Raw genomic sequence first — 24110 nt, forward strand, 5'->3', positions numbered from 1 at the left:
GTGAGATTCGGCGTCACGTTATTGCGGGGCCATCACCCACGCCATCCGTGGCCGCGTGGTGTCGGTAGGCGCCCGGTGGTGTGCCGTATTGGCGTTTGAAAGCATGGGTGAAGGCGTATGGCGAGGTGTAGCCGACCTGATGAGCGATCGTATTGACGGGTGCGTCGCACGTACGCAGGAGCCGGGCCGCCGTGGTCAGCCGCCACCAGGTCAGGTACGTCAGCGGTGGCTGCCCGACCAGGTACAGTTCCTCGACGGTCCACTGCCGGCCCGCTTCCGCGTGGATGGCACGTAGAGCGGCCGCGATGAACGGATCGTGCAGGGCCGCGGCCCAGCCGGTGTGAGAGTCGTCGTGAGAACGTCGTTCGCTGAACCAGGCCCGCAGGATGTACAGCAGGAGCAGATCGAGCAGCGTGGGAAGTACGGCATCGGCACCTGGACGGGGCGGGCGCCGCAGTTCGCTCCCGAGGAGGTCGACCGCCGCGCGTAGGAAAGCCGCCGAAAGCAGCGCTTCACCTACGTACTCGACGCCCTCGACGCCCTCGGCGCCGGCGGCCGCGGCGCCCGTGGCGTCGTGCAGCGGTACAGAAAGTGCCGCTGGGATTGATCTTGCTTCGGGTTCGCCTACCGCGCGGGCACTTCGAGCCGGCGGGAGACTGCTGCGAACCCGTGTGAGTTAGGTGTGCTACTCGTCCGCCAGGTCGCGCCGCAGGCGGGCGACCAGCGCCTGCAGCCGTCGGCGCATGTCGCCCGGTTCGAGCGTCGGACTCATCGTGCCGTGGGTGGGAACGACCCGTGTGAAACCGAAGCCGTCGAGCCGCTGGAGTGAGTCGACCTGGGTGGGCCAGGAGTACCAGCACACGAACGGTTCTGCGCTGAGGTCATGACGGTAGGGGTCCCAGCCGAGCGAGTCGCCGGTGAACAGGGTGCCATCGTCACTCAAGTACATGACGTGTCCCTCGGTGTGCCCCGGGGTGGGGATCGCCAGCACGCCGGCGGCGACCTCGCAGGTGTCGGCACTCGTCAGAATCCGGTCTGCGAACGGGGCGGCGTCAGCGTCGGCAGCATGGATGGCCACTTCAGCACCGAACGCATCGGCATAGCGCTCGGCGTCGCCGACGTCGTCGCGGTGCGTCAGCAAGATCGCCGCGATGCCACCGAGCGACTCCATCCAGGCACGTAGCGACGGGGTGAAGCGCGGCGCGTCGACGAGGAGGTTGCCCGCGGCGCGCTGCACGAGGAAGGCATTGCCGCCTGCGGCCTTGGGCGAGTTCGAGCCCGTCCGCCAAGTGGCGGGTGCGATCTCCAGGGGGTGGTGTCGCCGCCACGTCACGCCGGATTCGGTGCCGATCGACCGGGACGGGCACACCTCGGCGGCGAGCTGTGCCTGCAGAACCTCGTCTTCGGTGGTTGGCTGGCGGGTCATGACGAAGTGCTTGCCGTCGGTTGCCAGCCCGAACAGCGTCGGCGCGAGCGAGACCGAACCCCCGCAGCCGATACAGCGGTCGTCGACGAACCAGTCTCCGGCCGCGCTCTCAGGGTGGCGCCGGTCTCCGCGAGCCATCGTCGTTCCTCCTCTGAGCCAAGGGTCACCAGGGGGATCAGCGTAACACCAAATGGAACATTGATGTTCCATTAATGATCAGCAATGTCCACCATCGGGACCCGGTAGTACAGTGACTGGCATGAAGGAGCCTGGGCCCGAGGCCGCGGGAGCACGAACGCGCAGTCGTACACGCCGCGCCATCCTCAGTGCAGCCGCCTCCGTGCTCGGCCGCGACTATCACGCCACGCTGGCGGATATCGCAGACGCCGCCGGCGTCGGCCGGACGACGCTGCACCGCTACTTCTCCGACCGCACCGGGCTCATCAGCGCAGCCATCGAGGACTCCATTGCGGCGATCGATGAGTCGGTGGCCGGCGCGGCCATCGACCAGGGCTCCCCCATCGAGGCGATGCGCAGGCTGGTCACCGCGATGGTGGCGGTCGGCGACCGGCTGGTATTCCTGTTCGGCGATCCGCGCGTTCTGGAAGGCCGCGGCGCAGCAGGCACACCCGCGCCTCTCGATGACCCGGTGATCGCTCTCATCAAGCGCGGGCAAGCCGAAGGCGCCTTCGACCCGGATGTCACTCCCGCCTGGATCCAACGTGTGCTCTGGTCGCTGGTGTACACCGGGTACCAAGACGCCGACGCCTGCGGGCTGGCGAGGCACGGCATCGTCTCCGCTGTCATCCGTACGCTCGAAAACGGCATCCATACGCCCACCCCGGAACACCGCCAGGTATGAGCCGCGAACTCAGCCAACCAACAGATCAGAGCGATAGGCGCCCCACGTCCGAAGAGGCCGAGAGCACGACGGCGTTGAGGACCAGGCCGAGGGCGGCGAGCTGGTCCTCCTGGCCCTCGCGGGACGCCTGGCGGATCTGGCCTCGGCCGCGGCGGATCGCGCGGGCCATTCGGTGGCAGGACTCCTGCACGGTGAGCTGCCGGTTCATCAGCCGCCGATAGGTGTCGTCGACTGGGTCGACCAGGGCGAGCAGGTGCATGGTCTTGTCGATGCGGCCGTACTCGGCGGACGCGGCGCCGAGCGGGGTGGGGTGGCCCTCGCGACCGAACATCCGTAGCAGGTCGTAGGCGCGGACCTGGTTGGTGATGAGCGATCCGGCGACCCGGAGCATGTCCGGTCAATCTGTGGCGATCATCTTGAGGTTGACCTTGTTGCAGGCGACCGTGTCCAGCGGCCCGTACCCGGCGGCCGGCGCTTGGCCATCGGAAAGGTCGGCCCGCCAGAACCGTTGGTCGTTCAGGCCGCGAAAGCGCGAGGCGAAAAAAGATCGTTCAGGATGGGTCGGCGAGTGCCGCGCCGAAGACCCACGGGGACGTCTGGGCGATGAAGTCGCCCGGGAATCCGAGCGTGAAGCCGGTGGCCTGCTCCAGGCGGGCGACGCTTTCGGGCGGCAGGGTGAGGTCGGCGGCGGCGAGGTTGTCGCGGAGCTGTTCGACGCGGCGCGCCCCGATGATGGGGTGGATCGCGCGGGAACGGCTCGCCGTCCAGGCGATAGCGACCTGCGAGGGCGTGGCGCCGAGGTCGTCGGCGACGTCCTGCACCACCCGGGCGACGGCGTGGTCACGGGCCGAAAGCGACTCGGCGGTCAGCCGGCCGTCGGTCGCGGGGCCGCCGGGACGGGTGTACTTACCGGACAGCACCCCTCCGGCCAGCGGGCTCCACGCGGTGACGCCCAGCCCGAGTGACTCGGCCATCGGCAGCAGCTCGCGCTCGATGTCGCGCTGGAGGAGGCTGTAGGGCACCTGGAGGCCGATGAACGGGCTCCATCCGTGCCACTGCGCCAGCGTGTTGGCGCGGGACACGATCCAGGCGGGGGCGTCGGAGATCCCCACATACAGCACCTTGCCGGCCCGGACCGCGTCGTCAAGCGCGCGCATCGTCTCCTCGATCGGCGTGTCACGATCCCACATATGGACCCAGTAGACGTCCACATAGTCGGTGCGCAGCCGGCGCAGGCTGGTCTCCAGCGACGCCCGCAGGTTCTTGCGGTGGTTTCCGGCCGCGTTGGGGTCGGCGCGGTCGCGTGAGACGGTGTACTTCGTGCTGAGCACGAATGACTCGCGTCGGCCTTCCAGCAGCTCGCCGAGTATCTGCTCGCTGGCCCCGTCACGGTAGTTGATCGCGGTGTCGATCATGTTGCCGCCTGCCTCGGCGTACAGGTCGAGAATGCGACGGCACTCCGGCAGCGGCGCGCCGACGCCGCCCTGTTCGCCGAAGGTCATGGCGCCCAGGATCAGCTCGGAGACCCGCAGGCCGCTCGCGCCCAGTGTGCGGTACCTCATGCCGTGACCACCCGGTGGATCGCTGTCTGTGTCATGACGGTGAACCATACATGGTGTATGGACATGTCGTCTAGACGCTGTGACCGTACAGGCTGTCATATGCTGGGGCGCATGGCTTCCAAGCGCACCGCCGGTTCCGCCCGCCGATCCGGCGCGGCGCCGGCCTCCGCGGAGCTGCGGGAGCGCATCCTGTCGGCGACGCGTGAGCTGCTGCGCGAACGCCGCTTCGACGGCCTGAGCGTGGCCGACATCCTGGCCGCCGCCGAGGTCTCCCGGGCCAGCTTCTACTTCTATTTCCCCAGCAAACAGGCCGTGCTCGGCGAGCTGGTACGCCAGGCCGTGTCGCAGGGGCAGCAGGCGGCGGAGCCCTGGATCGACGGGCGGCAGGACCCGGCCGCGGCGCTCCGGTCCGGCGTGAGCGACGGCGCCCGGCTGTGGCGCGCCAACGCGGGCGTCCTGATGGCGATCGTGGAGAGCTGGGGCTCTGACGAGGGCCTGCGGGCCCTGTGGCTCGGACAGATGGACCTGTTCACCGAGGCCGCCGCGGCCCGTATCCGGTCCGACCCGGACGCGATGCGGCGGCTCGGCGACGTGGACGTGCGCGCCGTGGCCGCCTCGCTGACCTGGCTGGGAGAGCGGCTCTACTATCTCGCCGCGGCCGGGGTGCCGCCCTTCGACGACGAGCAGGTCCTTGTCGACGTCCTCACCAATGCCTGGACCTCGATCCTGTACGGCCACGTCCCCACCGGCCAGCGCCGGCCTCCGGAGCGGTGACCCCCAACGAAGCCGCCTATACGGAGTCGCGCGTCAGCCTGTGGTCCAGGCACGGAGTTTCTCGGGATTCCGGACCGCCCAGATGCGCTTGATCCGATCGTCCGCGATGTCGAAGGCGTACACCGTGATGGTGACGCCGTCCTGCTGGGCCACCAGGCCGGGCTGACCGTTGACCGTGTGCTCCAGGAATGTCAGGCCCGGTGCCTGGCCGAGGATGTCGAACCAGGCATGTGCGATCTGCTCGCCGCCTTCGAGGGGGTGGAGCAGGGCGCCGACGAGGCCCCCGCCGTCGGCGATCGACGTGGCGTCGGGGTCGAGAAGGGCGACGAGGGCGCGGATGTCCTTGGCCTCCCACGCCTGCTTGAACTCCCTGACGATGTCGGCCTTGCGGCTGTTCGGGGTCGCTGGGGTCTGGGAGGCGTCGATGCGGCGGCGGGCCGAGGAGGCCAGCTTGCGGCATGACTCCGGGGTACGGCCGACGATCTCGGCCACCTCGGCGAAGGGATAGCGGAAGACGTCGTGCAGGATGAACGCGACGCGCTCGGCCGGGGTCATCGATTCGAGCACGACCAGGAAGGCCATGCCGACCGACTCGTCGAGGGTGATCCGGTCGGCCGGGTCGGCCGTGGCATCGTCCGGCCGGCGGCCGACCCACTCCGTGGGCTCGGGCAACGGCTCGGGGATCCACTGGCCCACGTACCGCTCCCGCCGTGCCCGTGCCGAGCCGAGCAGGTCCAGGCAGATCCGGCCGGCGACCCTGGTCAGCCAGGCGCCAGGGGACTCGATCTCCTCCCTTTGCCGCTCGGGCAGGGCGTACCAGCGGGCGTAGGTCTCTTGAACGACGTCCTCGGCGTCGGCCAGGGAGCCGAGGAGGCGGTAGGCGACATTGATCAGCCGACGCCGTTCGCCTGTGACCGCGGACAGGTCGTGATCGGGCCTTCCGGCCTCCGATTCGAATGGGGTGGTCATGGTGCGAACGGCTCCCTCGGTCGCGACTTCGCTCATCAAGCAGACAATTCGGCGCCCCGGATTGTGAGGCGGGCGCGTCGCTTCACAATCCAGGGCACTGCGTCGTCATACCGGTGAGAAGAACCCGCCATCCGGAAGGGCAGGAGGCTCAGCGGAACGATGACCGGCTGCGGCCCCACCGGCCTGGATGCGACCAGGAGGAAACGATGAGCGACTTTCAGGCAATCGCCGACCGTAGCGAGATCGAGGCGCTGCGCGGCGAGTTCACCGACGCGGCGATGATGCGTGACTTGGACCGCTTCGCGTCGCTGTTCACCCACGACGCCGTGTACCGGATCCCCGACGCCGGCATCGAGCACGTCGGCAGGGAGGGGATCCGCGCCGGGACCGAGCATCTCGCGGAAGCGTGGGAGTACTTCGTGCAGACCACGCACCCGGGTGTGATCCAGCTTGACGGCGACACCGCGTCCGGCCGCGCCTACGTCTGCGAGCTCGGGCACCTGCGCGACGGCAGGTCGGTGTTCAACTACGGCTTGTTCCACGACCGCTATCGGCGCACCCCGGAGGGCTGGAAGTTCACCGAACGCGTCTTCGAGGTCAGGTATTTCGACACCACTCCGCTGCGTGGCTCGGCCGAGGTGACCTGGGCGGCCGCCCCCGCGCCGGCCGGGAACGAGCCCGCGGCGTAGGCAGGGCCGCCTATGCCGGCACCTTGTCCAGGAAACCGCGCACGTCCTGGATCCGGCCCGACTCGTCCAGCACCAGGACGTCGAATCCGATCACGAGCGGCTCGGCTCCCTCCGGACCCAGCCCCCAGCGGAACCGCACCTGGCGATGGTGGGCGTCGGCCTCGCCGACCTGGGTGAACACAAACCCCGGAAACTGCGCCTGGGCGCCGTCGACGACCGCCGCGATCCCCTCGTGGCCGGAGACCTCGGCCAGCGGATCGGTGTAGGTCACCTCGGGCGACCAGTGCTCGGAGATCAACGTCGCCCGCTCGTCACCGGTCGCGTTCCATGTGGCCAGGTACTGCTGGACGATGCCCTTCATGTGCATCTCTCCCGTTCGTCTCGATCGGCTGACATCCGGAATCCTGGCCCGTGACGACCGCCGGATCCATGACCTCACAGGTCATGGCCCTCCGGACACGCCCCCTTAGACTCACGGACATGAGCGTCGCAGCCGAAGTCCCACCGGTCGGTGCACTACTGCGGACCTGGCGTGAACGGCGCCGTTTCAGCCAGCAGGAGCTGTCCAACCGATCGCGGGTCTCCACCCGGCACCTCAGCCGGGTGGAGACCGGCAAGGCGCACCCGACACCGGAGATGCTCATGCGTCTCTCCGACAACCTGGATGTGCCGCTCCGGGATCGCAACCGGCTCCTGCTGGCCGCCGGCTACGCACCGCGCTATCAAGATCGTAAATTGGACGACACATCGATCGCGGTGGTGATGGACGGCCTGCGCCGGCTCCTCGACGCCCACCTGCCGTACCCGGCGCTACTGCTGGACGAGCACTGGGACATCGTCGACGCCAACGCTGCCGTTGATCAGCTGCTGGCCGGTTGCGCTCCGGAGCTGCTGGAGCCGCCGATCAATGTGGTCCGGGTCTGTCTGCACCCCGATGGGCTGGCCGGCCGGATCGGCAATCGCGCGGAGTGGGGCAGCCATCTGCTGCGGCAGGTGAACAGCCGTGCCGATCGAACCCATGACCGGCGTCACAGAGAGCTGGCCGCGGAGATCGCCGGGTACCTCGGCACATCCGATGCCGCCGCCTCCCACACCGGACCGGTGACCACCCTCGAGATCGATGTGGACGGCGCTCCGCTCCGGTTCTTCAGCACTTCCGCCACTCTCAGCACCGCCACCGATGCCACCCTGGAAGGCCTGCATCTGGAGACGTTCCTGCCGGCCGACGAGGAGACCCGACGCCGGTTCGATCAGCGGTAGACCATGGCGACTGATCGTCTCGTCGCTACTTGTCGCCCGCGGCGGACCGTTTGGTGATCTCGTCCTTGACCGTCTCGTGCAGCTCGTCCGACGTGAAGCCGAGGTCGCGCAGGATCCGCGCGGCCAGGCTCTCCTCGGTGCGGATCAGGCCCAGCAGCGTGTGTTCCGTGCCGACCCAGTCGTGACCGAGGTCGGCCGACGCGCGGGACGCCTGCTCGATGGCCTCCTTGCCCTCCGGCAGGAACGCGATGTGACCGCGCAGCGCCTTCTGCCCGGCCGGCGGCATCGCTTCCTCGATCGCGTCGCGGATGCGCTGCTCCGACTCGGTCTTCGCCACCAGTACCTCGTACGCCAGGCCCTGGGGTTCGCCGAGCAGGCCGAGCAGGATGTGTTCGGTTCCGATGAAGTCGTGCTTGTGCGCTCGGGCGGCCTCCTGCGCCAGCACGATGCTGTGCCGGTTCAGCTTGGTGAACCGCTCGAACGCGTTGGGCGCGTGGCGTTGCTGGACGGCCTGTTTGGACACCCCGATGGCGTCGCCGACCTCGCTCCACGACGCGCCGGCCTGCTTGGCCTTGCGGACGTAGTGGTCGACGAGCTGGTCACCGAGGTCGGACAGAGTCTGGGCACGTAGATGCGCCTCGCTGATGCGGGCCAGGTTGGTTGCGTCGGGGAGCTCCTCGTCGAGACGGGCGATCAGGTCGGCGAGGCTGATGTTGAGTGGGCTCATGCGTCAACCGTAGCTTGACGATTCTGAGATCGTCAAGCTGTAATTGACGGACGTTCCGGGTTGCTCAGTACGCCACCGGCCTTCGCCGGAAGACCCTCCCCGGTGGCGAATCGTGACAGCCGAAAAGGCGTGCAGAGCGGTGCTAAGCCTCGTGCACCCGGGTCAGCAGCTCCATCAGCTGCCGGGCTTCCGCCGCGCTGAGCGGCGCAAGCAGCTCGGAGTTGGCCCGGTCCGCCAGCTTCGCGCACCGTTCCAGGGTCCGCACGCCCGCCGGCGTCACCGTCACGGCGTTCTTGCGGCGGTCCTGCGGATCGGGTTCCCGCAGCGCCAGCCCGGCTTCCTCCAGATGGTTGAGCAGGAGGACTACGTCTTTCGCGTCGAAGCCCAGTTTGCGCACCAAATCCGCCTGGGCGACCGGTCCGTACTCGGCCACTGCCGCGAGCACGGCGTGATGCGGAAGCTTCAGCCCTTCCCCGGCGATCGCCTCGGCGACCAGGCTCCGGCCGCGCGCCGCCACCCGGCCGGCCAGCCAGCTCGGCAGGGACTGGATGTGCGCCAGGGCGCGCGAGCCTTCGGTCGGAGTCATGAAGGCAGGCTATCCCGAAGTCATTGGACTTCCCAATGACTTCGCCCTACGCTGGCGATCCATTGGGAATTCCAACGATCTCGAGCCCGTGTCACACCCGGAGGTGTCCATGCGTCGTGTCCGCTATGAGGTCAACGGCGGTCCCGAGGTTCTCTTCATCGAGGAGGCCCCCGTTCCAGAGCCCGGCCCGGGTGAGCTGCTCGTCCGTACCGAAGCGGTCGGAGTCACGCTGCCCGTCGTGCGAAAGGTGCGCGGGGGCGCCGAGCCCGGCCCTCTCGGTGGGGAGATAGCAGGCACCGTCGCCGCCGTCGGTGAAGGCGTCACCGGTTTCGGCGTGGGCGACCGCGTCACCGGCCTCTGCTTCTCTCACGCCTACGCCGAACTGGCCCTCCTCCACCACACGATGGCCTCCCGCATTCCCGACCGGGCGACCGCCGTCGATGCCGTGGCCTTGGTCCGCAGTGGCCTGGTGGCGCGCGGCGCCTACGAGGCCGCCCGCCCCAACCCCGGCGACGCCGTCCTGGTCACCGCGGCGGCCAGTGCGGTCGGCACCCTCGCCCTGCAGTACGCGAAGGCAGGCGGGGCCTCCCGCGTAGTCGCGGCCATCAGCAGCGCGGACAAGGCGGAGTTCGTCCGCGCCCTCGGCGCCGACGAGGTCGTGCTCTACGGGGACGAATCCTGGGGCGATCCGGTCGACATCGTCATCGACGGGGTCGGCGGAGAAGTCCTCGGCCCCGCGGTGCGAGCCCTGGCCCCCGGCGGCCGTTTGGTCGCCTTCAGCTCGGGCGGCGGCACGATCGACGCGTATGAGCTGCTGGTCCGGGGCGCCTCGGTCATCGGTTTCCAGATGGCGGCCATCGCCCGGGGCAAGCCCGAGGTGTATGCGCGCTGGCTCGACGACCTGTGGGAGCTCCACCGCGACAACACGCTGCGCCCCCGCGTATCCGCTGAAATCCCGCTCGCTGAGGCGGCGCGCGCCCACGAGCTCATCGAATCCCGCCGCAACCTCGGCAAGGTCGTTCTACTCCCCGAGGCTAGCTAGGACAAGCGACTGGCAAGAGGGGCCGTCAAGGCGTTCCACCAGCTCGCGGATCGTCGTGTGCCGTGACCGGCGCTCTGAGCTCGGCGGCGACGGCACGTTCGCGTAGCTGCGCCGCCTCGGTGCGTGCCACGTCGAGCTGGGCGCGCAGGTCGGCGAGCAGGGCCCGTTCCAGAGCCAGCTCGCCCCGGGCGCGGTCTCGGTCCGCCGCGGCGGTTCTTGCCTCCTCCCGGGCGCGCGCCGTCTCCTCCGCAGCCGCCTCGACGCGCGCCTCAGCGCGGGCCGCCTCGGCTCTGGCCCCCGCACCATCGGCGACGGCCTCCGCCCGCGCGGTCTCGGCCGCGGTGGCGCGGCCCAGCGCGCGGTCCCGTTCCTCGCCGGCCAGGGCGACGGCGCGATCTCGCTCGGCCTCCGCCCGTGACACCGCCCGGTCTCGCTCGGCCTCCGAGGCCTGGGCGCGGGCGACGGCCGCGGCGCTGGCCCGCTCGGCCTCCCGATGGGCGCGGCGGGCCAGTTCCGCCTCGGTCCGGGCCGCCGCGGCGTCGGCCAGGGCCCGGTCGCGCTCCTCCCCCGCCTGTACGGCGTCCGCCGTGGCCCGCGCGGCCGCGCCCTCAGCACGGTCAACCCGCTCGGCCAGCTCTCGGACGGCCTGCTCGCGGGCGGCCTCTGCCGCCTCGGCCCGCTGCACGGCCGACGTGGTCTCCTGCCGGGCCCGGCGCTCGGTGCTCGCGGCTTCGCGAAGCGCGGCCAGCGCCTGCTCCCGCGCCCGCTCCGCGTCGGCGAACGCGGTGTCGCGCTCGCCGTACGCGTCGTCGGCCCGGCGGCATGCCTCGGCCGTCTCGCGGCGTGCCTCCTCGGTGGCCTCCCTGGCCAGCCGGACCTGTTCCAGCGCCTGCTCACGCTCCGTCCGGGCGATGGCGACGCTGGTGTGGGCCTCGGCCTGGATGGCGCTGATCTTCGCCTCCACCCCCGTCGGGCTCAGCTCCTCGGCGAGCACCCGGGCCAGCGGCTCGACGGCCGCCGCGAGGCCCTTCTCCATCCGCTCGTAGAGATCCTCCACCCGGGCCAGCGCGCCCTCCAGCCCCGGCGTCGCCCGGCGCATCTCCCGCTCGCGCTTGGCCGCGGCCTGGCAGTCGCGTTCGGGACAGTACTCCCTCGGTCTCCCCCTGCGGGCCGCACGCTCGATCGGCGCTCCGCAGTGCTTGCATGCCGTGCTCGCCGCACCCGTCGCGTCTGTCGTGGAGACCGTCATGATGCCGATCCTAGCCCGCATTTTCGGATTTCTGGAAATTCATATTCAGAAACAACGATCCGTTGCGTGACTGTCGTCCAGCGATAACTTGGGAGATGTGTAATTCTCGCAAGTTATCGATGAAAGGTCCGGCGCAGGACCAAGGTCACCAAGCGGCCGGACTCGGCGTTCCGCTCCCCGAATGTGGCACCAGCCCCAAGGGCTTCCGCCCCGCCGACGGCGTGCTGGTTCGAGGACCCGGCGACCACCTCCAAGGTCTCGGCGCTGGAGCGGCCCGCGTTCGGACAACTCGCGGCCCCGCCCACCCCGGCGACATCCTGACGGTGTCGGAGCTGTTCCGCCTGTGCCGCGACCTGGTCGACATCCACCACGTCCGCGACTGGTGCCAGACCCGAGCATCCCGACTCCTCGATCACCCCTGACCCGGTCGAGCCCTGACCCGTGGATCGGTCCTTAACGTAGCTAGCCGCCAGTGAAGTCCCGGGAGGCGGGTTCGGCTGCGTGAGCCGCGGGACGGGCGAAGACGCCGGCGCGGGCGGCGGCGGCCACGGCCGCCGCGGACTGATCGGCGGCCGCCGTGTCGAGGGGCTCGGCGGTGACGAGCAGGCGCATGTACAGTGGAGCGCCGATGGCGCGGGACACGTCGGCGGGATCGGTGCCGGCGGGGAGTTCGCCACGGTCGGCGGCCCGTTGGACGATACTGGCGACCATCGTGTTGTGCCGGGTCCAGAAGGCGCGGATGACCTGGGCGACCTGGTCGTCGTGGCCGGCCGACACCACCGCGCGGATCAGGGCCTGCCCGGCGCGGTCGGTGAGGGTCGCTAGGGCGGAGCGGGCGATGTGGCGCAGGTCGCCGTCGAGGGTGCCGGTGTCAGGTATGGCCACGGACCGGTCGGCGAAGAGGGTCAACGCGTCGAGTAGCAGGCCGTCGACGGTGCCCCAGCGACGGTAGAGCGTCGCCTTGTGGACGCCCGCGCGACGGGCGACGGCATCGACGCTGAGCCCCACGTATCCGGTCTCGGTCAGTTGGTCGATGACCGCTTCGAGCACGACCGTGCGAGTGCGTGCGGTGCGGCCTCCGGGCCGGGCCTGTGACATGGCTCCTCGAATCTAATGCGACAACTCGTTGCGTCAAGCGTCTCGTTATGCCATTCTAGCCACTAACGCGACGATGTGTCGCATAAGGGAGTTGGTCATGGATGCTTCGATGTCCGTCGCTGCTGTTCCGTCCCCATGGCAGGCCGCCGGCCGCGTGCTCACCTGGCTCGCGGCCGTGTCGGCGTTGGCCGCCGCGGTCTCGGCCATCTCCGACGTCACCCAGGCCGGTGACGCGACGCTGGTCGTTCAGACCTGGCGGATGTACGGGCTGTTCTTGTGCGCCGGGCTGTTCGTCCTGTTGGCGCTGCGGCCCCGGGTGCACGGTGCGGTGTGGGCGCTGCTGATCGCCGACAAAGCGGCGCTGGCCCTGACCGCCGCCGTCTACCTGGCGCGCGGCGGCGCGGCGGAGGTCGCCTCGACGATCGCCTGGGACGGCGGCCTGGCCATCGTCCTGACCGCCGCCTACCTGATGACCCGCGATTGAATCCCACGTCGAGGTGGCTCAGCCATCCGGCCGGATGGCTCAGCCACCTCGACGTCGGCGTTGACGTACTGGATGCAGCCGAGCGCCGAAAGATCACAGAATTGGTGCCAGAGCCCGTTTTTTCGAGCGTCGTAGACACGGCGCGCCTGATGACTCGCCAGGATGGTGCCGCAGTAAATGCCCCATTATCTGCGGTAGCTTGATTCGTCACCTGCGGTGACGTTCTCCGGGCCGTACGTGAAGCGGCCCTGTTATCTGTGGCAAGGGGGAAGCGGCGCCCACCGTTGTGCCGTTGCCGGCCGGGAAGGCGTTGACCGTCCGCGCGGCGGCCGATGCTTTCCTCGACACGCTTGGTATCCGAACACGGTCCGCAGCTACTCGACCGGCGTCGGCAAGACCGCGGCGCGGATCGGGGAGGCCCCCCGCTCGGGTCGGTCGCGGACGACGAGATCGGCGAGGCCTTGGAACTGCTGTGGGGCACTGCGGCGGTCAACACCTGGAACGCCCGTCGGTGCTGTCGCGGCTGGGCTGGTGCGAGTCGTACGGCTACGAGGGCCCGGCGGTCCCGGCCTGGACGAAGCCGCTGACGGTGCCGGATTCCAAGACGCCGGCCTGCTTGAAGATGGGAGCGGACCGGCTCATCGCACGGCGCGAGGTCTACCTACGGGAGAAGACGCTGTGGCGGATGCTCTACGAGACTGCCGGGCGGGCGGAGGAGATCCTCGGCGTGAACATCGAGGCCCTGGACCTAGCCGCGCGCGGGCCGGAGACAGGCTGGGACGTGCACGAGTACCGTCATTCCGCCCTCACCCACCTCGGCGAGCAAGGTGCCTCCCTGCTGATGCTGATGGCGAAGTCGAGGCACAAGAAGCCGGAGAACGTCCGCCGTTAAACCCTCCCCCGAGGCGCTCTCTGAGCTGACCAGCCTGCTCGCGCCGGGCAGCGGCCGCCGCTGAGGATCGGTTTGGGCGCCGTCGAGATGCGATGGTCCCGGCGGGATGAATGCGGCTGGGAAACGGTTCTTGTGTTGCTGCCCACTGACATTGTCGGAGCAGCTTCTCTCGTTGCAGCCAGTGCCGCAGAGGTAACGCGTGCGATGCGGCTACGTCGCCGAGCACGTAGCCGGGGCGTTCTCGTACTCGGCGGAGAGGCGGATCAGCTCGTCGAGACGATCTTGAGCCCTGGTAAGGGCGTCGATCTGGACCCTGATACGGGCACGCTCGTCCATGAGTCGGCGTGTCATCTGCGGGGTCGCAACGAGAGTGTCCAGGAACGGAAGGATCTGCCGGATCGCCTTACTGGCCAGACCGGCCGCGTAGAGGAGTTGGATGAACTTCACCCGCTCAACGGCAGACTCGGGGTACCGCCGGTGGCCGCTGGGGCTGCGGTCGGCGATGACGAGCCCCTGCTCTTCGTAGTACCTCAGCGCACGGACGCTGACTCCAGCGCGTTCGGCTACCTTTCCGATACGCATGACACCTCCCGTCACTCCGGACTTGATCCTCACGTTGACGTGAGGTTCTAGCGTACGTCTTATGAACATCAAGGGAGCCACTGCGCTCGTCACCGGAGCCAACCGCGGCATCGGCCGCCACCTCGCTGCCCAGCTCGTCGAGCGAGGCGCGAAGGTCTACGCGACCGCCCGTCGTGTCGAGTCCATCGATCTCGACGGCGTCGAGGTCCTCGCCCTGGACATCTCCGACCCGGACGCCATCACAGCCGCAGCCCGCACGGCGAGCGATGTGAACCTGCTGGTCAACAATGCCGGCATCGGAGGCGGTACCCTGCTCGGCGACCTGCAGGCGGTCCATGCTGCGCTGGACGTGAACTTCTGGGGCACGCTGTCGATGGCCCGCGCCTTCGCACCGGTCCTTGCAGCGAACGGCGGGGGCGCGATCGTGAACATAGCTTCTTCGGCATCATGGTTCGTCTTCCCCGGCAGCAGCGCCTACGCGGTCTCGAAGGCAGCCGTCTGGAGCATGAGCCAAGCGCTGCGCCAGGAGATGGCCAGTCAGGGCACGCTCGTCACCTCGGTGCATCTCGGGGCGGCTGACACCGACATGACGAAGGGTCTTGACGTGCCCAAGATGGCCCCAGCCGATGTCGCCCGAATCACCCTCGACGGCGTCGAGGCCGACGCCGTCGAGGTGGTAGTCGATGAGTTCACCGAAATGGTCAAGGCATCGTTGAGCCGCGACCCTCGGGAGTTCGACAAGCAGTTTCAGCAGTTGCTGAATTCCTGACCGCAGTCCAGGGCTTTCGTTGAGGAGCGGCGGTGGTTGCCGTACGACTCCAGGCCATCCGCGCCGACCTGCCGGGCGACCTCCGGATGCGGCGTTGAGGTCACCGCCGAGCTGCTGGCGCAGCTGTCGCCCTACCTCACCGAGTACATCAACCGGTTCGGGATCTACCCCACCGACGACCTGGCCATCAGACCCGCCGCCTTCGACGCCGCCCTGGCCGAGATCGATTTCGAGACCCTCGACGAGGCCGCGTGCATCAGGGCCCCTCGACGGGCGCCCGGGCTCCGCGATGACCCTGCCTTGGCTGGGAAATCGGCATCCTCTCCGGAGACTGCCGAAGTTCAGAGGGAAGTGTCAGCCGAAGAGGGAGGTGGCGATGTCAGCATAGAAGAGGGCGGGGTCGCGCGAGAGGGAGGCCTTGACGTTGGCGGTGGGAGTGTCGGCGATCACTTCGAGTTTGCCCGCTTCCAGACCGTCCAGGGCCATGGTGACCACCTCGTGGGGTGGGAGTTTGGGGATGTCGTAGGCGGCCATCATGTCGGTGTCGGCTATCGCCAGGGCCAAGGCGGTGACCTGGGTTTTCTGGTCGGCCAGTTCAAGTCTGACGCCGTTGGTGAGCGACCATTCCGCCGCTTTTGAGGCGGCGTAGCCGTTGCTGGCGGGGGCGAAGGTGTACCAGCTCAGCGCCGAGATGACGTTGAGGATCGCGCCGCCGGCAAGTCTGGGGGCGAAGGCCCGGGTGACGTTGAGGGTGCCCCAGAAGTTGGTCTCGAACTCGCGCCGGACGTTTTCCGTGGAGGGGCCGAGCAAGGGGGCGTCTGTTGAGATGCCGGCGTTGTTGATGAGGATGTCGAGCTCGCCTACCTCGGTGGCCGCGGCTTCGATGGACGTCGGATCCGTGATGTCCAGCTGGAGGGGCACGACGCCGGGGATGTTGATGTGGTCGGGGCGGCGGGCGGTGGCGTAGACAGTGGTGGCGCCGCGGGCGAGGAGAGCCTCGGCGAACGCCTTGCCGAGTCCGCGATTGGCGCCGGTCACGAGGGCTTTTGTGCCGTTGATCTGCATGCCGCTACGCTACGACCTCACGTTGACGTCAGAGGCAAGTGTTGTGAGGTGGATCACTGTGCGGATCGGGGACCTGGCGAGCATGACGCGCGTGAGTGTGCGGGCGCTCCGGTACTACGAGGAGCAGGGGTTGCTGGCCTCGACGCGTAGTGAAAGCGGGCAGCGGCTCTATGAAAACGCGGCGGTCAACCGCGTGCGGCTGATTCAGCAGTTGTACGGCGCGGGACTGTCCAGCAAGACGATCGCGGAGCTCCTGCCGTGCGTCGACGCCAAGGTGAGCACGCCGGAATCGCGGGAACGGCTGGCGGCGGAGCGGGACCGGATCAACACGCAGATCGCCGAGCTGATCATCGCCCGGGACAGGCTCAACGACATCATCGACGCGACGTCGAGGCCGAATCCGGAGTGCGACTACGTATGAGCGTATGCCCGCGATCCAGCTCTGTGCTCAGCTGTCTGTGGTTGTGGGTGGCATGAGCGGATCTCCCCTGAGGGAAGAGCGGGTGTCAGCGTGGTTCGAGGCGGAGGGTGGACTCGCGGCGCGATCGGTCAGAACGTGTTCGACGATGGTCGTGTACCGGCCGTACTTGTCGAAACGGTACGTCGCCCGGGAAGTCTTCCCAATCATCAGGGAAGCACTCTCACCAGCGCAGACTTCGGCATCTGCGGCTTGACAAACCTAGAGGCGTCATCACGCTCCATCTCCAGCTCCGCGCGTTACCGCCGCTTGTCTCCTCACCACCGCAGGTGACAACCCTGAGTGTCCTTCTCCCAGGCCGCCTTCTGCCGCGCGCAACCGAGCCAGCTCCTGCCGTTCGGACGCACCCACCGTGCCGCTCTCACCCTCCCGCTCGCGGTCGAGCTTCACCCAGTTGTGCAGCGTGTAGGGGTTGATCCCCAGCTCCCGCGCGACCTGCGCGACGGGCTTGCCGGTCTCCTTAACGATCCGTACCGCTCCTTCTCGGAACTCCGGATCAAACCGGCGTCTGTTGTCTCCCACGATCCGCGCCCACGAAAACGCCCTGACAGACATCGTCACCGGCCGCGCCCCACGGCTGCTCGAACGACACGGAGTCGGCCCGGACAGCCAACCGATGTAGGCCGCCCAGGACGTACGCGTCGAGGACGTCGCCGACCCAGGGGCGTGGCAGGCGAACGAAAAGTCCCGGTAAGGACCAGCGGGTGCTACGGCTTAGGGCCTGTATCGAGCTGACCCAGATGTGGGGCGGCCAGGTGGCGGGGATCGGCGCGATGGTGGTGCGCGGCACGCCGCGCGACAGCCTGTACATCCTGGACACCCTGCTGAACCTCGACGGCGGGTGAAGCCGGAGATGGTCGCGACCGACAACGGCTCGTACTCCGACATGGCCTTCGGCCTGTACAAGATGCTTGGCTTGTGCTTCGCCCCGCGCTTCCGGGACCTGGAAGACCAGCGGTTCTGGCGGGCCGACCTACCCGACGACGGGGAGACGCCGGCCGCCGGGTACGGGCCGCTGGAGGCTGTCGCCTGCAACAAGGTCAACCTTAAGAGGATCGCCACGCACTGGCCGGACATGCTCCGGGTCGCCGGATCGCTCATCACCAACCCCTGGGCGCCGGGACGTCAGGCCGTTCGTTCGCTGCTTGCTACCGGGCCTGGGGCCGGGGGCGGGCGGGGTGCGCGGTCGCAGGCGCTCTCCCTGCGGCCCGAACATGATCAGGTACTCGACCGGGCCGCGCGGGCGGCTCCTGGACGGCATGCCGGTCGCGCAGCTGACGCCATTGAGCGTGGAGCCGCGGTGTTCGCGTGCGGCCCGCAGCCGGGGGCCCATCGCCGCCAATGTGTCGGCCACGTCGTCGCCTGTGACCCGCTCTGCCCCCTTCCGGACGTGCCGCTCCACCATCCTGTCCGGCAAGTTTGCCAGAACGGCAAGGGCAATTGCGGTGGATGGTCGCAGCTCCGCAGGATCGATGCGTACCTGCGTCCACCCGCGAACCGAGAGAAGACCCCATGCAGCCCGAGCCGTCCGCCGCACTCCGCCACCGCACCGTCGAGGCCCCAGCCGGGCGCCTGCACCTGGTCGAGCAGGGCACCGGCCCGCTGGTCCTGCTCGTGCACGGCTTCCCCGAGTCCTGGTACTCCTGGCGCTGCCAGCTCCCGGCCCTCGCCGCGGCCGGCTACCGGGCGGTGGCGCTCGACGTGCGCGGCTACGGCCGCTCCTCCAAGCCTGCGGAGACCGATGCCTACCGGATGCTGGACCTGGTGGAGGACAACGTCGCCCTCGTGCACGCCCTCGGCGAGGAGAACGCGGTGGTCGTCGGCCACGATTGGGGCTCCAACATCGCCGCCACCTCCGCCCTGCTCCACCCCGAGGTCTTCCGGGCCGTCGCCCTGCTGAGCGTCCCGTACGCGCCACCCGGCGGCCCCCGCCCCACCGACATCTTCGGCCAGATCGGTGGCCCCGAGCAGGAGTTCTACGTCTCCTACTTCCAGGAGCCCGGCCGCGCCGAGACGGAGATCGAGCCTGACGTGCGGGGCTGGCTCGCGGGCTTCTACGCCGCCCTGTCCGCCGACACCATGCCCGCCCAGGGCGAGCCCGACCCGCACTTCGTCGCCCACGGCGGCCAGCTGCGTGACCGTTTTCCCGCCGGCATCCTCCCGGCCTGGCTGGCCGAGGACGACCTCGACGTTTACGCCGGAGAGTTCGAGCGCACGGGTCTGACGGGCGCCCTCAACCGCTACCGCAACGTGGACCGCGACTGGGAGGACCTCGCCCCCCACCGCGGAGCCCCGATCAAGCAGCCGTCCCTCTTCATCGGCGGCGCCCTGGACGCCTCCACCACCTGGATGTCCGACGCTATCGACGCCTTCCCCACCACCCTCCCCGGCCTGACCGCCTCCCACCTCGTAGAGGGCTGCGGCCACTGGATCCAGCAGGAACGCCCCGAGGAGATCAACCGTCTGCTGACCGGCTGGCTCAACACCCTCACGGGTTGAACCGCAACGCCCCCGAGCTGATGACCCTCTCCGGCCAGCTTCAGGACGCCGGCGTCCAGCTCGAACTCCTCACCGGCCCGCTCACCGGCATCTACGACCCCAACGGCATGGGCGCGATGTTCTTCGCCGTGCTCGCCGTCGCCGCCCAGTTCGACCGTAACTACATCCGAGAGAAGACCCTGGAGGGCCAGCAGACCGCCGCTGACAAGGGGCCGGTGACCCGGCACCGGCGGTCTCAAGACCAGGCGATCTCGCCATGGCGGTCGATGAAGCGTCCGGTGCGGGCGCCGGGCTCCTCGGTGGCGAGGGCGACGATCGCGTCCGTGCCCTCGGTGAGGGTCTGGGAGCCGCTGTGACCGTTCATGTCGGTCGCGGTGTAGCCGGGGTCGGCGGCGTTGACGCGAATGCCCTTGAGCCCTTTGGCGTACTGCGTGGTCAACATCGTCAGCGCCGCCTTCGAGGAGGCGTACAGCGGCGCGACGACGTGCGACTCGGACCGGCCGGGGTCGTGGGTGAAGGTGAGGGAGCCCATGCCACTGCTGACGTTGATGATCACGGGGTCGTCCGAGCGGCGCAGCAGCGGCAGGAACGCGGTGGTGGTGCGGACGACGCCGATGACGTTGACGTCGAGGACGGCGCGGGCGTCGGCGGCGGTGAGGTCGCCGGGATCACCGAAGGGACCCTGTACCCCCGCGTTGTTGATCAGGACATCGATCCTGCCCTCGTGCTCGGCGACGTCCGCGGCGGCGGCGGCCACGGACGCGTCGTCGGTCACGTCGATGGGGACGAAGCGTGCGCCCAGCGCGGCGGCTGCCTCCTCACCCCGCTCACGGTCGCGGGCTCCCAGGAGAACGGTGTGACCGCACGCGATAAGGCGGCGGGCGGTCTCGCGGCCGATGCCCTTGTTGGCTCCGGTGATGAAAGTGATTGTCATGCCTTCGATGGTTGCCTTGACGAGGGAGCCGAACCAGGGACGCTTCGACGGTAGGAAGACCAGTACCACCCTCGCGCCCCCGCATGCGATCGGGGATGCAGGAGGATGGAGGGCATGACGACGACACCCCCCGGGGCCGGACTGGGCGCGATGATCCGCACGTGGCGGGACCGGCTGCCCCCGTCGGCCGCCGGGCTGCCGGTCGTCCGCAAGCGCCGGGCTGTCGGGCTGCGGCGCGAGGAACTGGCCGACCTGGCCGGAGTGTCGGTCGACTACGTCGTGCGCCTGGAGCAGGGGCGGGCCACGACACCCTCGGAGTCGGTGGTGGCGTCCCTGGCGCGCGCCCTTCAGCTGTCCACCGCCGAGCGGGACCACCTCTACCGGCTGGCCCGGATCGTGCCGCCGGCGGACGGTACGATCTGTGACCATCTTCCGCCCGGCGTGCAACGGGTGCTCGTCCGCCTCGGAGACGTACCGGTTGCCGTATTCGCGGCGGACTGGCAACTGGTGTGGTGGAACCATGGGTGGGCCGCCCTGCTGGGCGACCCCTTGGCCTCGCCGCCGCGGATGCGCAACTTCGCCCGCGACAGGTTCCCGGTGGGCGCCGATCACGCCCCCCTCGCGCTGTGGCCGGTCACCGAGGCGGACCGCGACACCACCGACGCCGCCGTCGTCTCCGACCTGCGCCGCGCCACCGGCCGCTTCCCCCGGGACAGCCGCCTGGCCGCGCTGGTCCGCGACCTGAACGCAGGCAACGAGAGGTTCGCCGAGCTGTGGGCGACGGGAGAGGTGACCGCGAACCGCGAGGTCCACAAGACGGTCGACCACCCGTCGGTGGGCCCAGTCACGGTGGACTGCGATGTCCTGACCGACGGCGACACCGAGCTCAAGATCGTCATCATGACCGCCGCGCCGGGCAGCGAGGACGAGACCAAACTCCAGCTCACCACCGTCGTCGGCCCACCGGCCGGCACGCGCAACTGATCCGCCCCGCGCGTCGGCCGACCGACGCCTCACAGTCCCTGCGACCAGGCACGCCAGCGCCCGGAGCGATGGGGTGCGGGCGTAACCGGCGTGCCCCCGGCGGCCGTTGGAACTGTTGTGACGAGAACCAAAGAACGTCAAGAACTGGCGGACCCTCACCAAACTCCGCACCGAGCCCGCCCGCGCCACCCACCTCTTGCGCGCCCTGCTCGTTCTGACGAACCTCGAAGTCAACCGCCGACAGATGATTTACTTCGCAGAGTGTCGCCCACGACCAGCGTGAGCACCCCAAGAACCGGTGGCCAGCTCTTTGAACTGCGGTTTCAAGTTGGCGGAGGCTCCGTGCTGGACGACCTGGCCCGCCAGGCTCAGCACGGCACCGATGACGTCGTGGCCCAGCTGCTCTCACAGGCCCGGAACGGAAACGCACAGTGATCCCCGTGCCGCTGCACCGCTGGAAGGACCCCGGCCTCCTCGGCGCCTCCGGTCCCGGGAACACGGCGTCTTCACCCTCCCGTGCGCCGAGTTGCCAGATAACTGGGAATCGAACGGGCCCATCATGGAGGGATGATTCCTGCTCACCATGGCCTTTGATCTTGGTCTTGCCAGATAACGAAGGTTATTCCGCAACCTTCGGCGGGCGAGGCGTTCAGGCTGGAGCTGTGGATCTTTTTAGGACTTCGCCAATCCGGCCGGGGTGCACGGTGGGCGATTACGGTATGCGTGGTGATCTATGGGAGGATTCTCCCATGGCATCCGTTAGGCAGATTCAAGTCGCCTTCGATTGCGCTTCACCTGAACGTGTCGGTCGCTTCTGGTGCGAGGTGTTGGGGTATGTCGCGCCGGCACCGCCTGAGGGGTTCGCCAGTTGGGACGACTTCAATCGCACGCTGCCGCCCGAGCAGCGGGACTCATGGTTCGCATGCAGCGACCCCTCGGGTGTCGGTCCGCGGCTGTACTTCCAGCGCGTCCCCGAAGGCAAGGTCGCCAAGAATCGGCTGCACCTTGACGTGCGGGTCGGCACCGGACTCGTCGGTGCAGAGCGACTGGCAACCCTCGAGGCCGAATGCGCACGATTGATCCCTCTCGGCGCGAAACGCGTGCGGCTCCTGCCCGCCGATGAAGAAAACGAGTCGTGCCTCGTGATGCAGGACATCGAGGGCAACGAGTTCTGCCTGAGCTGACGAACGTCTACCTCGTTGAACGCGACACAGACCTGACTCCCTGATCTGCTCCCACGGGGAAGGCTGTCCGTCAGCTCTCCCTTCACACCGCGCCGCTGTTGATCTCGGGAAGATCGGGGATCTCGCCGAGTTCGCGAAGTCCCTCGCGTCCGACTCGCCCAGCAGGGAGAGAAGCGGGGCGCACGGTGTTGTAGCGCAGGGCCAGCTTCTCCAGCATCGCCGCCTCCGCCGACCCGTCGTCCTCCGGCACCAGGGCCTCCACGGTAGCCACCGCCGAGGAGACCGTCGTACGCGGCACGGCCTCCTCCACCGCCGCCCACGATGCGGCGACGTCCAGGTCCGCGTCGTGCTCGGTGGCCAGGTCCAGCTCCTCGGTGAGGATCTTCGACGCCTTCGCCAGGACGCGGGCCGCCTTCTCCAACTGCGGCAGCATCGCCAGCCGTTCCCGGTCCGACGCCCGCCGGGCCGGGCTGATCAGCCAGTTCGCCATCAGCACCGCAAACAGGTCGAGCGCGTCGTCGACCGCCTGCGCCTCCATCTGGTGCACCACCGCCGTACCCGTCGACTTCGTCGGCGGAGTACGCAGCCGCTCCAGCTCCGAGAACCGGGAGCCCTCCGCCGTCTTCAGCGTCGCCACCAAGTCGCCGGGCAGCCGCCGGGTCCGTCCGCCGCGCGGCCCTCGCGATCGTGGTGTGTAGCCGCTTCTCCGCGACCTTCCGCGCCTCCGACACCTGCCGGGCAACCACCGACATCCTGGGTAGCAGTACCCGTTGACGGCGCAGCCGGCCCACCGCCTGGTTGAACAGTGCCACCGGCCCCTCGGCGTGCGTCCACGCCCGCACATGCAGGAACGTGCTGAACCGCCGCGACCACTCCGCATCCTCGAACTCGTGGTACTCGTAGGCGTCCCGGGTCTCCCACGCGTGCTCGTACGCCGTCGGCTTGCGCTCGGTGTACCGCTTCACGCACGAGAGTCCTCGATGCCGAGCTGCGTGGCCAGGTGCTCGACCACGACCCATGGCACGTCCAGCGGGTCGTCCGGGAGGAACCGGCCGATGTAGCGCAGGGTGCACATCTGGAGAGCGAAACCGAGTCGGCTGTGATCCCCGCGCGGTTTCGCGATCAGTTTGCGGTCCTCGTCGTCCACGAAGAAGATCCGCTCCAGCTCCGGCCGGGTCGGCTCCTCGTTGAACTTGCCGTACGACGCCGCCTGTTCGTCGGTCAGGAACTCCACTGACATGAGCGTGAAGCTATCGGCGCCCGGAGCTCAGGGATCTTCCGTCGCACCTCGCCGGCGGGCCTGCCACCTGTGCTAGACCACGTCGAACTCGTTCCCTTCGGGATCCACCATCGCCACCGCATAGTGATCAAGCCCGGACTGCGACAGCACCCGCACGACGGACGCTCCCGCCTGGACAAGCCGCTCCACCTCGCCATCCACCCGCGCTTTCCGGGTCTCCAGTGGTACGTCCTCCCGCTTGCCGCCCACCTTCACATCCAGATGGAACCGGTTCTTGACCACCTTGCCCTCAGGCACCTGCTGAAACCAGATCCTCGGTCCGTGCCCCTCGGGATCGACGATGCTGTCGCTGCCGTCTCCCTCGCCCAGCTCGTCCTCGGGCACTCCGATGCTGCGCCAGTAATCCCGCCACGTGTCGAATCCACCGGGCGGCGGCTCCACCGTGTATCGCAGCGCGCCCGCCCAGAACCGGGCCATCCGCTCAGGTGCCGCACAGTCAATGACCAGCTGATAGGAAACCATGGCAGCCATCCTGCCGGACCCGTCCGACAATGTTGGCTCGCGGTCCGGACGAGGGGCGCCTGGTTTTCCACTTACTTCACGATCACGGCACACCCGAATGCATGGCGAGCAATTGTCAAATCCTGTGGATTGCGTGTGATTCACAGAGCTCGAAGCCATTGGTCGAGGGCTGCGAAGTCGTCGTCGGCGAGTCCCCGGTATGACTCCACGTGGTGGAGGAGAGCCTGGCCGCT

The 24110-nt window shown here is 68.8% G+C and carries 27 protein-coding genes and 4 pseudogenes; 14 read left to right on the forward strand and 17 right to left on the reverse strand.

What is annotated here, in order from left to right; all coding sequences use genetic code 11:
* Positions 1 to 13: 13 nt before the first annotated feature.
* Both JOL79_RS29905 and JOL79_RS29910 read right to left on the reverse strand, forming a co-directional pair.
* Complete coding sequence (locus JOL79_RS29905) at positions 14 to 604, reverse strand: helix-turn-helix transcriptional regulator (RefSeq protein WP_210159298.1); 591 nt, start codon at positions 602 to 604, stop codon at positions 14 to 16.
* A gap of 81 nt (positions 605 to 685) precedes the next feature.
* On the reverse strand, positions 686 to 1564 hold the full coding sequence (locus JOL79_RS29910; RefSeq protein ID WP_210159259.1) for a 4Fe-4S domain-containing protein: 879 nt from the start codon (positions 1562 to 1564) through the stop codon (positions 686 to 688).
* A gap of 121 nt (positions 1565 to 1685) precedes the next feature.
* Between JOL79_RS29910 and JOL79_RS29915 the strand changes: the two genes are divergently transcribed.
* Positions 1686 to 2288, forward strand: a complete 603-nt coding sequence (locus JOL79_RS29915) for a TetR/AcrR family transcriptional regulator (RefSeq protein ID WP_210159260.1) — start codon at positions 1686 to 1688, stop codon at positions 2286 to 2288.
* Between the two features lie 61 nt (positions 2289 to 2349).
* On the opposite strand, the pseudogene JOL79_RS29920 reads toward JOL79_RS29915, so the two are convergent.
* Positions 2350 to 2829: pseudogene (locus JOL79_RS29920) on the reverse strand (Tn3 family transposase); the annotation flags it as partial.
* Positions 2830 to 2839: 10 nt separating this feature from the next.
* Complete coding sequence (locus tag JOL79_RS29925; protein WP_210159262.1) at positions 2840 to 3850, reverse strand: aldo/keto reductase; 1011 nt, start codon at positions 3848 to 3850, stop codon at positions 2840 to 2842.
* Positions 3851 to 3961: 111 nt separating this feature from the next.
* On the opposite strand from JOL79_RS29925, the gene JOL79_RS29930 reads away from it, so the two are divergent.
* The gene (locus JOL79_RS29930; RefSeq protein ID WP_210159263.1) at positions 3962 to 4624 is read left to right on the forward strand and encodes a TetR/AcrR family transcriptional regulator; all 663 of its coding nucleotides are present in this window, start codon (positions 3962 to 3964) and stop codon (positions 4622 to 4624) included.
* 33 nt (positions 4625 to 4657) lie between these two features.
* On the opposite strand, the gene sigJ is transcribed toward JOL79_RS29930, so the two are convergent.
* Complete coding sequence (gene sigJ / locus JOL79_RS29935) at positions 4658 to 5593, reverse strand: RNA polymerase sigma factor SigJ (RefSeq protein ID WP_210159264.1); 936 nt, start codon at positions 5591 to 5593, stop codon at positions 4658 to 4660.
* A 206-nt stretch (positions 5594 to 5799) separates the two neighbouring features.
* Between sigJ and JOL79_RS29940 the strand changes: the two genes are divergently transcribed.
* Complete coding sequence (locus JOL79_RS29940) at positions 5800 to 6282, forward strand: nuclear transport factor 2 family protein (RefSeq protein ID WP_210159265.1); 483 nt, start codon at positions 5800 to 5802, stop codon at positions 6280 to 6282.
* A 10-nt stretch (positions 6283 to 6292) separates the two neighbouring features.
* Here JOL79_RS29940 and JOL79_RS29945 read toward each other — a convergent pair whose 3' ends face one another.
* Complete coding sequence (locus tag JOL79_RS29945) at positions 6293 to 6643, reverse strand: nuclear transport factor 2 family protein (RefSeq protein ID WP_230985722.1); 351 nt, start codon at positions 6641 to 6643, stop codon at positions 6293 to 6295.
* A gap of 119 nt (positions 6644 to 6762) precedes the next feature.
* Between JOL79_RS29945 and JOL79_RS29950 the strand changes: the two genes are divergently transcribed.
* The gene (locus JOL79_RS29950; protein ID WP_210159267.1) at positions 6763 to 7542 is read left to right on the forward strand and encodes a helix-turn-helix domain-containing protein; all 780 of its coding nucleotides are present in this window, start codon (positions 6763 to 6765) and stop codon (positions 7540 to 7542) included.
* A 25-nt stretch (positions 7543 to 7567) separates the two neighbouring features.
* Here JOL79_RS29950 and JOL79_RS29955 read toward each other — a convergent pair whose 3' ends face one another.
* Both JOL79_RS29955 and JOL79_RS29960 read right to left on the reverse strand, forming a co-directional pair.
* Positions 7568 to 8269 (reverse strand): Clp protease N-terminal domain-containing protein, encoded by a 702-nt coding sequence (locus JOL79_RS29955; RefSeq protein WP_210159268.1) that lies wholly within the window; start codon positions 8267 to 8269, stop codon positions 7568 to 7570.
* A gap of 142 nt (positions 8270 to 8411) precedes the next feature.
* Positions 8412 to 8855, reverse strand: coding sequence for a MarR family winged helix-turn-helix transcriptional regulator (locus JOL79_RS29960; RefSeq protein WP_210159269.1), 444 nt, complete (start codon positions 8853 to 8855; stop codon positions 8412 to 8414).
* A gap of 109 nt (positions 8856 to 8964) precedes the next feature.
* Between JOL79_RS29960 and JOL79_RS29965 the strand changes: the two genes are divergently transcribed.
* The gene (locus tag JOL79_RS29965) at positions 8965 to 9897 is read left to right on the forward strand and encodes a quinone oxidoreductase family protein (RefSeq protein ID WP_210159270.1); all 933 of its coding nucleotides are present in this window, start codon (positions 8965 to 8967) and stop codon (positions 9895 to 9897) included.
* 25 nt (positions 9898 to 9922) lie between these two features.
* Here the strand turns inward: JOL79_RS29965 and JOL79_RS29970 are convergent, their stop codons facing one another.
* Together JOL79_RS29970 and JOL79_RS29975 are read right to left on the reverse strand one after the other, a co-directional pair.
* A complete protein-coding gene (locus tag JOL79_RS29970; protein ID WP_210159271.1) occupies positions 9923 to 11146 on the reverse strand; it encodes a coiled-coil domain-containing protein in 1224 nt (407 codons plus the stop codon).
* Between the two features lie 462 nt (positions 11147 to 11608).
* A complete protein-coding gene (locus tag JOL79_RS29975) occupies positions 11609 to 12244 on the reverse strand; it encodes a TetR/AcrR family transcriptional regulator (RefSeq protein WP_210159272.1) in 636 nt (211 codons plus the stop codon).
* A 109-nt stretch (positions 12245 to 12353) separates the two neighbouring features.
* Between JOL79_RS29975 and JOL79_RS29980 the strand changes: the two genes are divergently transcribed.
* Positions 12354 to 12728 carry a hypothetical protein gene (locus tag JOL79_RS29980; RefSeq protein WP_210159273.1) on the forward strand — a complete coding sequence of 125 codons (375 nt, stop codon included), beginning with the start codon at positions 12354 to 12356 and terminating at the stop codon, positions 12726 to 12728.
* Positions 12729 to 13200: 472 nt separating this feature from the next.
* On the forward strand, positions 13201 to 13620 hold the full coding sequence (locus tag JOL79_RS29985; RefSeq protein ID WP_210159274.1) for a hypothetical protein: 420 nt from the start codon (positions 13201 to 13203) through the stop codon (positions 13618 to 13620).
* Between the two features lie 210 nt (positions 13621 to 13830).
* Here the strand turns inward: JOL79_RS29985 and JOL79_RS29990 are convergent, their stop codons facing one another.
* Positions 13831 to 14202, reverse strand: a complete 372-nt coding sequence (locus tag JOL79_RS29990) for a MerR family transcriptional regulator (RefSeq protein ID WP_210159275.1) — start codon at positions 14200 to 14202, stop codon at positions 13831 to 13833.
* Positions 14203 to 14263: 61 nt separating this feature from the next.
* Between JOL79_RS29990 and JOL79_RS29995 the strand changes: the two genes are divergently transcribed.
* Positions 14264 to 14971: an SDR family oxidoreductase gene (locus JOL79_RS29995; protein ID WP_210159276.1), complete on the forward strand. Its 708-nt coding sequence runs from the start codon at positions 14264 to 14266 to the stop codon at positions 14969 to 14971.
* A 354-nt stretch (positions 14972 to 15325) separates the two neighbouring features.
* Here the strand turns inward: JOL79_RS29995 and JOL79_RS30000 are convergent, their stop codons facing one another.
* Positions 15326 to 16036, reverse strand: coding sequence for an SDR family oxidoreductase (locus JOL79_RS30000; protein ID WP_210159277.1), 711 nt, complete (start codon positions 16034 to 16036; stop codon positions 15326 to 15328).
* On the opposite strand from JOL79_RS30000, the gene JOL79_RS30005 reads away from it, so the two are divergent.
* A complete protein-coding gene (locus JOL79_RS30005; RefSeq protein ID WP_269143969.1) occupies positions 16035 to 16457 on the forward strand; it encodes a MerR family transcriptional regulator in 423 nt (140 codons plus the stop codon). The genes JOL79_RS30000 and JOL79_RS30005 overlap by 2 nt on opposite strands.
* Positions 16458 to 16727: 270 nt before the next feature.
* Here the strand turns inward: JOL79_RS30005 and JOL79_RS35910 are convergent, their stop codons facing one another.
* Positions 16728 to 17069, reverse strand: a complete 342-nt coding sequence (locus JOL79_RS35910; protein WP_372446821.1) for a transposase — start codon at positions 17067 to 17069, stop codon at positions 16728 to 16730.
* A gap of 197 nt (positions 17070 to 17266) precedes the next feature.
* Here JOL79_RS35910 and JOL79_RS30020 point away from each other — a divergent pair.
* From JOL79_RS30020 to JOL79_RS34670, 3 genes and pseudogenes are all read left to right on the forward strand, one after another.
* Positions 17267 to 17619: pseudogene (locus JOL79_RS30020) on the forward strand (Tn3 family transposase); the annotation flags it as partial.
* A gap of 407 nt (positions 17620 to 18026) precedes the next feature.
* Positions 18027 to 19013: an alpha/beta fold hydrolase gene (locus JOL79_RS30025; RefSeq protein ID WP_210159281.1), complete on the forward strand. Its 987-nt coding sequence runs from the start codon at positions 18027 to 18029 to the stop codon at positions 19011 to 19013.
* Between the two features lie 20 nt (positions 19014 to 19033).
* A pseudogene (locus JOL79_RS34670) lies at positions 19034 to 19165 on the forward strand (recombinase family protein); the annotation flags it as partial.
* 83 nt (positions 19166 to 19248) lie between these two features.
* Here the strand turns inward: JOL79_RS34670 and JOL79_RS30030 are convergent.
* A complete protein-coding gene (locus JOL79_RS30030) occupies positions 19249 to 19947 on the reverse strand; it encodes an SDR family NAD(P)-dependent oxidoreductase (protein ID WP_210159282.1) in 699 nt (232 codons plus the stop codon).
* A gap of 114 nt (positions 19948 to 20061) precedes the next feature.
* Here JOL79_RS30030 and JOL79_RS30035 point away from each other — a divergent pair, with 114 nt between their 5' ends.
* Together JOL79_RS30035 and JOL79_RS30040 are read left to right on the forward strand one after the other, a co-directional pair.
* Positions 20062 to 20931: a helix-turn-helix transcriptional regulator gene (locus JOL79_RS30035; RefSeq protein WP_210159283.1), complete on the forward strand. Its 870-nt coding sequence runs from the start codon at positions 20062 to 20064 to the stop codon at positions 20929 to 20931.
* Between the two features lie 749 nt (positions 20932 to 21680).
* Positions 21681 to 22115: a VOC family protein gene (locus JOL79_RS30040; protein WP_210159284.1), complete on the forward strand. Its 435-nt coding sequence runs from the start codon at positions 21681 to 21683 to the stop codon at positions 22113 to 22115.
* An 82-nt stretch (positions 22116 to 22197) separates the two neighbouring features.
* Here the strand turns inward: JOL79_RS30040 and JOL79_RS30045 are convergent, their stop codons facing one another.
* The 3 genes and pseudogenes from JOL79_RS30045 to JOL79_RS30060 form a co-directional block, all read right to left on the reverse strand.
* Complete coding sequence (locus tag JOL79_RS30045) at positions 22198 to 22752, reverse strand: hypothetical protein (protein WP_210159285.1); 555 nt, start codon at positions 22750 to 22752, stop codon at positions 22198 to 22200.
* Between the two features lie 142 nt (positions 22753 to 22894).
* A pseudogene (locus JOL79_RS35995) lies at positions 22895 to 23355 on the reverse strand (DUF4158 domain-containing protein); the annotation flags it as partial.
* Positions 23356 to 23427: 72 nt separating this feature from the next.
* Entirely contained in the window at positions 23428 to 23877 is a 450-nt protein-coding gene (locus JOL79_RS30060) for a VOC family protein (RefSeq protein WP_230985724.1), read from the reverse strand.
* Positions 23878 to 24110: the final 233 nt, after the last annotated feature.

This window comes from Microbispora oryzae (genome assembly GCF_017896165.1).
Taxonomy (GTDB): Bacteria; Actinomycetota; Actinomycetes; order Streptosporangiales; family Streptosporangiaceae; genus Microbispora; species Microbispora oryzae.